We start from the raw sequence: 7,292 nt of genomic DNA, 5'->3' as shown, positions 1-7,292 counted from the left end.
GTTGGAACCGAAAGGTTTGAATTCCGGGTTTTTAAAAACCCTGAATTTATGTTTCCGTTTCTGTCGTCTGACTTTAAGCGGCGTATCCGTGCAACCTCGGAAGTGACTGCAAAGTTCAACTGGCAGGTGCGTCCGGAATTTGAACGTACCGTAGCATCGGCAGGATGGAGTTATCGCTGGACCAGGCGACAGAAAGCAAACCATCGTTTCGATGTGCTTGATGTGAACTATATTTATATGCCCTATCGTTCGGAAACCTTTAAGGACTATCTGGACGTGATGGATGAAATCAATCCTTTGTTGCGATATAGTTACGAGGATCTGCTGATTGTGCGTATGGGTTATACCTATACCTACAACAGTGCCGGAGCTGCTGCACTCAAAACTTCCCGGCGAAATTCGTATTCCATACGTTTCAATATCGAGGAGGCAGGTAACCTGCTGTATGCTTTTTCCAAGATGGTGCATGGCCATCCTCAGAACGGCGAAGCCTTTCAGATGGCGAATATAAACTTTGCCCAGTATGTGAAAGCTGATTTTGACTATGCGAAGAATTTCATGATTGACGAGCGTAATTCACTGGTATTCCATGTCGGGCTGGGACTGGCTTATCCTTATGGAAACTCCAAGAGTCTTCCGTTTGAAAAACTGTACTTCTCGGGAGGAGCCAACAGTGTCCGCGGATGGAGTGTCCGTTCGCTGGGACCGGGAGGATATCGTGGAAGCGACAATAGCCTGGACTATGTGAACCATACCGGTGATATGAAACTGGACCTGAATCTGGAATACCGTACGCATTTGTTCTGGAAACTGAACGGTGCTGCCTTTATTGATGCCGGTAATGTATGGAACATCCGGAACCGGGAAAACCAGCCGGAAGGACTTTTCAGATTCAACCGTTTCTATAAACAACTGGCGGTCGCTTACGGATTAGGTATCCGGTTTGACCTGGATTTCCTGATTCTCCGTTTTGACAGTGGCATGAAAGCTATAAACCCGATGTATACAGGAAAAGATCGTTTCCCGATTATCTCTCCGAAATTCAGCCGGGACTTTGCTTTCCATTTTGCAGTGGGATATCCGTTCTGATGTATAACCAATGATAACAAGTATATGAAGCAGACAGAAAAAAATACGTATACCGAAGAAGAAATCGAAGAATTGAAAAAATGGTTTGAGAGCCAGCAGTTGCCGGAAGAACTGGCACTGGATAAGGCGACGTATATTCCTAACCTGCGGGATACACTGGATCGTCTGCTGGAACAGGCGAATTTGTGTTGCGGAAATCCGAAGATGCAGGGATGTATCATCCTGCTGGAACGGATTCGGGAAAAACTCGTTTCTCAATCGAAATAGGCAGTAACGGAAAAAAGCAGACAGGCAGAAAAGATGATCGGACGGATGATCTTTCTGCCTGTCTGCTTTTTTGAGACCATATGTATAACGGTATGGAGGTTATTCTTCCGGAACGTAAATGATTTCTCCGTTTTCCAGCTCATAGGCGATGCCTACTTTCTTTCCTTTTTTCCCGCTCTGTGAGGAAGTATCTTCGCTGGGTGTATACCTGTTGATCTTTTCACCTTCCTTGGTAATGATTTCCATATTTTCTTTTCCGGGGTTCTTCACCATCGTAAAATCTTCCTGGCTGAACATCTCCGTCATACTGTAACGGCTGACCAGGGCAACCATAAGCGCCACGGCAAATACCATGGCTACATCAAAAAGGTTACTGACCACACTCATCGGGTCGTTGTCTTCTTCCTTGCGCAACAGATTTCTTCTCATAAGGCTTCAGGCTTTTCGTTGAACAGGTTGGAAAGGAATTCCAGGTTGGTCATATCCTGAAGATACCAGCGCTGTTTGACCTGTTGGGTAATGAAACCGACGGCTGCTGCAAACAGACCGACAACCGTTGTGGCAAAAGCGACCTGCATGTTATAGGCCATGGATGAGATGTCTCCGGTGGAAAGTCCCACCAGGGCAGGTCCCATCGGGATCAGTGTTCCCATCAGTCCCAGCATCGGTCCCATTTTGGTCAGCGTTTTCGATAGGGCAAGATCTTTGTCGGCTTTGATTTCGTAGTCAGCCAGCAGACGCTGTACATGTGCCGGACTGTTTCTTGTTTCCAGCATCTGGCGCATGTAACGGATGATCGGTGCATTTGACTGTTCGGGAAGTTGCTTCTCCAGATGTTGTATGCAGTCGGGTGTCAGTTCGTCGAGAGCTTTCCGGAGCAGAGCATCAGTTTTACGGATTGACAGGTACTGACCGAAAAAACTGCCGATAAGCAGTAAAGAGCGTATGAAAAGAATAATCAGCAATACGATGACCGGAACCAGTAGTCCGGTAGAGATCCAGTATAGGATATCAGAAATATAATTCATTGTTTGAAGTTTTTTAAGTTGGTCATTATAAGTTTTTTCTTTTAGACAGACGGTACCGATAAAGCAGAAGGCCTAGAAATCCTCCGGCAACAATCAGTCCGGAGAGGCCCAGGAAAGCCTTCCAGTCCACATCTCCGGTTCCGTCCATGGCTGTTCTTCCGTTTACGGTGGCTACGATTCCCAGAATGGCAGTCAGCGCATGGGTCAGAAAGAGCAGTTCCAGGCGGATTTCCTTTTCCGGAAGAAGCCGGCGCAGAAGAACTGTACATAACGGTATACCCAGCAATACGCCGCCTGCCATGCTCCAGGCCAGCAGGGAAAATGAAGTTCCCGGGAAGCTGAAGATCAGAGCTACCAGTCCGCTGAACAGGACCGGGAAAATCAGAAATCCCGGAAACCATCGCAGGAAACGATAGATCCATAGTGTTCTTCTGGGAACAGTTCCTCCGGTCATCAGGTGAACGGCCAGCAGGCAGAAAGCCAGCTGCATACATATTTCCACGCTGAGTATGACGGAAGTATCAAGCATTAAAGCCGGATTAGCCAGCCAGTCGGCTATTTGTGTTTTCGATTGCAGGATGGCATACGGCCAGGATAATCCGGTCCAGAGTGCGCAGGCGAGGGTAGTAATTCCCACAGCCCATCGCTTGTTGTAGGTCTGCTTCAACAGGAAATTGAAGCAGACCAGTAGTATCAATACAAATACCAGTGTTTGCATGTGTCAGGGTATCAGTTATGGTTGATGGCGTTTGCGCCGGATTATAAAGATAAGCAAACCTGCTGCACCGGCCACCAGAATAGCGACGAGCGTGTTGCTCAGCCGGTTGGTTTTCATCTCCCCGGAAGATGTCATTTCTTCTTTTTTCATGACCATTCCCCGGGTATTTCCAGCGATGGATTCCCGCACCTGACTGATCTTTTCCTGATATTGGGCAGCTGCCCGGGCTTCAGTTCGGGAAGCAATGAAGTCACGTAGTCTGGCATTGTCGCAAACAAACTGCGAACAGGCCGGAGCATAACTGTTCACCAGTTCCGTATGCAGGGCTGCGATGTCTTTCAGTTGCTGTTCACTGGCTTTCCACATTCCCTTGCGGGCTGTTTCCATCATGACAGCCGTAATCTCCTGCAGGGCCGCCGGATTCTGCCGGCTGAAATACTCCTTGAGATTCAGCTGATACTTGTCCTTGACATAGACCTCATAGATTTCGTTCCACATTTGCGGATCGACAGCCTTGGGCTTCATGACGTTCCATCCGTAGGTATTCCGGATGATCTCGGTGAAAGTTCCGGCCGAACTGCTTTCTCCTTTCATTTTTTCGCGGATATAGTTCGGATTGAAGATTGTGGTACGGCTTTCTACACCGATTGCTTCTTTTACTTCCTGCATACGCACATTGTTGCGGTTGCGATAGTCACTTAGGTAAGCATCCGGATCTTTTCCGGTAACTTTCCGGACTGCCAGGTTCATGCCTCCCATGAATTCGTATACGTGATCCAGACTCAAGGCTCCCCAGGTATTGCTTTGTCGGGGCTGGACGACGGCATCTGTACGGCTCAATGCCGCTTCGAAAGCGAATTGCCGGAAGGTTTCCCAGTCTTTTTCACTTCCATAATAGGCTCCCATGTTGTTCAGATAAGTATCTGCCAGTTCCTTCTCATTATCCCACCGGTCACCTGCTTCTACCATACCTGTTATGCCGGTTCCATAATTTCCGTTCATGCCTCCGAATACCCGGTAGGTTGACATTTCACGGGCATCTTTCGGAGAGATTCCTTTCTCGATAAGCAGACGTTCGGTTTCGATACTTCCGGCTGTCACCTGATTCTCGAAAGCATCATCTTTGGCTGCAGCAGCCATTTCCACGGCACGGCTGATCAGGAACAGACGTGATGCAGCCAGATCCCGCAACTGTCCGCTGGTCTGTACCACAACGTCAATACGCGGTCGTTCCAGTTCGCGGGAAGGAATCAGACGAAGATCACTGACGCGTCCGAATGCATCCCGGACAGGTTCCACTCCCAGCATGTAGAGCACCTGCGCAATCGTGGCACCTTCTGTTTCTATGAATTCTCCGCTCCACAAGGTATAACTTACTTTACGCGGGATGGAGTCGTGATGTCTTTGTCTGTACAGTTCAATCGTACGGTTAGCCAGACGGATTCCTTTTTCCCAGGCAGCTTCCGAGGGAGTTGCTTCAGCATTGATGGCATACAGATTTCTTCCGGTAGGGAGTGTGTTCGGATTCGCTATCGGATCTCCTCCGGCTGAAGGAAGGGTATACCCTCCGTTCAGGGCATTCATCAGGCTGGACAGTTCTTTTCCGGGGCTTTCCAATAAAGCTTTACGGTAGTTCTCTACGTTCCGTATGGCTCTTTCTATCTCCAGTATGGCCATTGCCTGATGTTTTTCTTCCTTGCTGTATGCTTTTCTGTTCATCATCTTTTTCATGTGTTCCTTCATGCCTTTGCCGGAACCTGCCTGAGGTTGTTCGGCAGCCTGCCGCATCATTGCCATCAGTTGGTCCGGATCGGTGTGTGATCCGGCGATTGCACGAGCCTGATGCAGTTCATCCCGTGAGATTCCTGCCAGGCGGCATACCAGTTCTCCGGTACCGGAAGAAGGATCAGCCAGCAGACGGCCCACTTGTTCACGGGCCGGATTCAGGTAACGTTCCGTAAACAAGGAACGGTGCTTTTCGATGTCTTTCGGTGCCTTCCCGCGAAGTTTGTCGAGAGCCAGCAGGCTGTAAGCCAATGGATCAGTAGTCATGGCATAGACACTTGATTCTATGCGTGCTTTCTCATAAGGTACGCCCATGGTATAAAGTTGTCCGGTAATTTTCTCACTGGCCAGTTCTTCTGCAAAGCTTTCGATGCGGGCCACTTCGTCAGCCGTATAGGGCTGACTCAGGATACTGTCCATTTCCAGATCGCGGTGAATACCCAGTCGGACGGTCAGGGCTTTCACCTGAAGAGAGGCTTTGTCTAAAGCAGAGGCCGAAGGATTTTCTTCTCCCTGCAAATTGTTGTAATTGCGGATGGCTTCGTTCAGTTCGCGGTAGATGCCGCGTACATTGCTTTCCAGGAACGGCGGTGTCAGATACGACTGCAGTCCGGCATAAGCCCGGCGTTTCGCAATGATCCCTTCTCCCACGTTCCCGATGGAATAGATATAAAAATGGGGGAGAGCACCGACCAGACGGTCTGGCCAGTCTTTGCCGGATAATGCTACTTGCTTGTGAGGAGTAAATTCCAGGCTGCCGTGTGTACCGAAATGAATCAGGGCATCGGCCTTAAAACCATATTGTGTCCAGAGGTAAGAGGCAATGTAAGTGTGTGGAGGAGCAGCATTCGTTCCGTGAACAATCTGGAACGCATTTTTACCGGAACCGGCTGCGTTCTGCGGCAGCAGTACAACATTACCGAACTGCAGGCGGGCGACTCCCAGCCGTCCGTCAGCGGTTGTCATGTAGTTACCGGGAAACTCTCCGTTGGCAGCAACCATTTCAGCATATTGCTCGGGACGGATAGATTGTTTTACCCAGCTTTCATATTGTTCCCGGGTGATCAGTTCCGGATTTCCGGTTTCCATGAAGCGGTCGAAAGCACCTTCTGCGTACAGATTGAATACTGCTCCCTGTGACTGGATCATGCGCTCCAGCTCCTGACTGCTGGATGGAAGATTGTCTACTTTATATCCTTCCTGTTTCATGCGTACCAGCAGGTTGTAGAGCGAAGGTACCACTTCCATCCCCGCAGCGGTAAGGGCATGTTGTCCGGGGCCTTTGTAGTAATAAATGGCTATCCGCTTTTCGGCATTGGGCTTTTCTTGCAGGCGGATGTACCGGTTGACTGTTTCCACAAAAGTTTCCAGTCTTTCGGGAATGGCGTAGACGTGTTGGAGTCCTTCACTGTCCTGATAATGACCGAAAAGGGCAAAAGGACGGATGGCCCCGTCAATTTCCGGGGTAACGACACTTTGCGAGAGAAAGCCGCCGTTCATACCCATGGGATCGTTCTCCCATTCCTCTGTCAGTCGGTTGACATTGAGCGGTGCAAATAGCGGAATGTTCTGTCGGGACAGGTAGTCAACGATGTAATCACCCATTCGTCCGTGAGCCATATTGATGACGGCTGAGGGTTGTATGGAATCAATATGCTGACGTACAAATTTCGTCATGGAACGGACCGGATAAACCATGTTGCCTGTTTCTTCCAGTCGTCGGATCAGGTCAGCCGGATCTCCCATCTGTCCGGTAACAACGATACGCGGAGCTTTCTCCTTCCAGAGTCCGTTTTCCTTTAGAAAGCGATTGTATGATTCTACGGTGTTGAATCCCAGATCCTCCTGTTCCGGATGGCGGGGATCGCAGTGATAGATCATGTCATTGGCCGCAGCTACAACAGGCTCCGGTTGTTTGACAGAAATTTGTTTGCGGTCGATATACTTACGCACATAATTCAGCAGACTCCGGTAATTGCGTCGTCCGGCATTGTTCAGGTATTGTTTCAGGGTATCTGCCGTCAGGGAATCCAGAGAACAGATATTGTTGGCCGGATTAGTGATGGCAGTCGAGAGGACGGGTAATCCTTTGTCGGCTGCTAGCCGGATCTGTTCCCGTTGTTCCTCTGTGATGCGAAGGCCCATGGCATTAATAAAGATCATGTCATAATCATTCAGGCGATCCAGATTTTCCGTATTCAGTTCGTTGATCCGGATGAATGAATTGTCGTTGGCTTTTGAGATTTCTCCCAGATTGATTACCTGATAATTGATGAAAGCGATACGGGTGGTACTGAACCAGCTGTTCCATATCCAGCCCACCAGCAGGATCAGCAGCAGGACGGTTCCTCCGTACAGGCTTCGTTTTTTGTGAATAGGTTTCATGTCTTTTCTCTTTTTTTTAA

6 protein-coding genes are annotated in these 7,292 nt (G+C 49.1%); 2 read left to right on the top strand and 4 right to left on the bottom strand.

Features of this window, described 5'->3' with window-relative positions; genetic code table 11:
- Positions 1–1,089: translocation and assembly module lipoprotein TamL (gene tamL, locus BACCOPRO_RS05155; RefSeq protein WP_008141595.1), on the top strand; the 1,089-nt coding region annotated here is incomplete at its 5' end.
- A 24-nt stretch (positions 1,090–1,113) separates the two neighbouring features.
- The gene (locus tag BACCOPRO_RS05150; protein WP_008141593.1) at positions 1,114–1,356 is read left to right on the top strand and encodes a DUF6965 family protein; all 243 of its coding nucleotides are present in this window, start codon (positions 1,114–1,116) and stop codon (positions 1,354–1,356) included.
- A gap of 99 nt (positions 1,357–1,455) precedes the next feature.
- On the opposite strand, the gene BACCOPRO_RS05145 is transcribed toward BACCOPRO_RS05150, so the two are convergent.
- From BACCOPRO_RS05145 to BACCOPRO_RS05130, 4 genes are read right to left on the bottom strand one after another with little or no spacing between them, the layout of a single operon-like run.
- Positions 1,456–1,785, bottom strand: a complete 330-nt coding sequence (locus tag BACCOPRO_RS05145) for a DUF2149 domain-containing protein (RefSeq protein ID WP_008141592.1) — start codon at positions 1,783–1,785, stop codon at positions 1,456–1,458.
- The gene (locus tag BACCOPRO_RS05140) at positions 1,782–2,384 is read right to left on the bottom strand and encodes a MotA/TolQ/ExbB proton channel family protein (protein ID WP_008141591.1); all 603 of its coding nucleotides are present in this window, start codon (positions 2,382–2,384) and stop codon (positions 1,782–1,784) included. Before BACCOPRO_RS05140 ends, BACCOPRO_RS05145 begins: the two co-directional genes overlap by 4 nt.
- Before the next feature lie 25 nt (positions 2,385–2,409).
- Positions 2,410–3,102, bottom strand: coding sequence for an HmuT family protein (hmuT, locus tag BACCOPRO_RS05135; RefSeq protein WP_008141590.1), 693 nt, complete (start codon positions 3,100–3,102; stop codon positions 2,410–2,412).
- A 15-nt stretch (positions 3,103–3,117) separates the two neighbouring features.
- Complete coding sequence (locus tag BACCOPRO_RS05130; protein WP_008141588.1) at positions 3,118–7,272, bottom strand: cobaltochelatase subunit CobN; 4,155 nt, start codon at positions 7,270–7,272, stop codon at positions 3,118–3,120.
- Between the last annotated feature and the right edge of the window lie 20 nt (positions 7,273–7,292).

The organism is Phocaeicola coprophilus DSM 18228 = JCM 13818, from assembly GCF_000157915.1.
Taxonomy (GTDB): domain Bacteria; phylum Bacteroidota; class Bacteroidia; order Bacteroidales; family Bacteroidaceae; genus Phocaeicola; species Phocaeicola coprophilus.
Note: the sequence above shows the minus strand (reverse complement) of the source record. Positions and strands in the feature narration are given on the sequence as shown.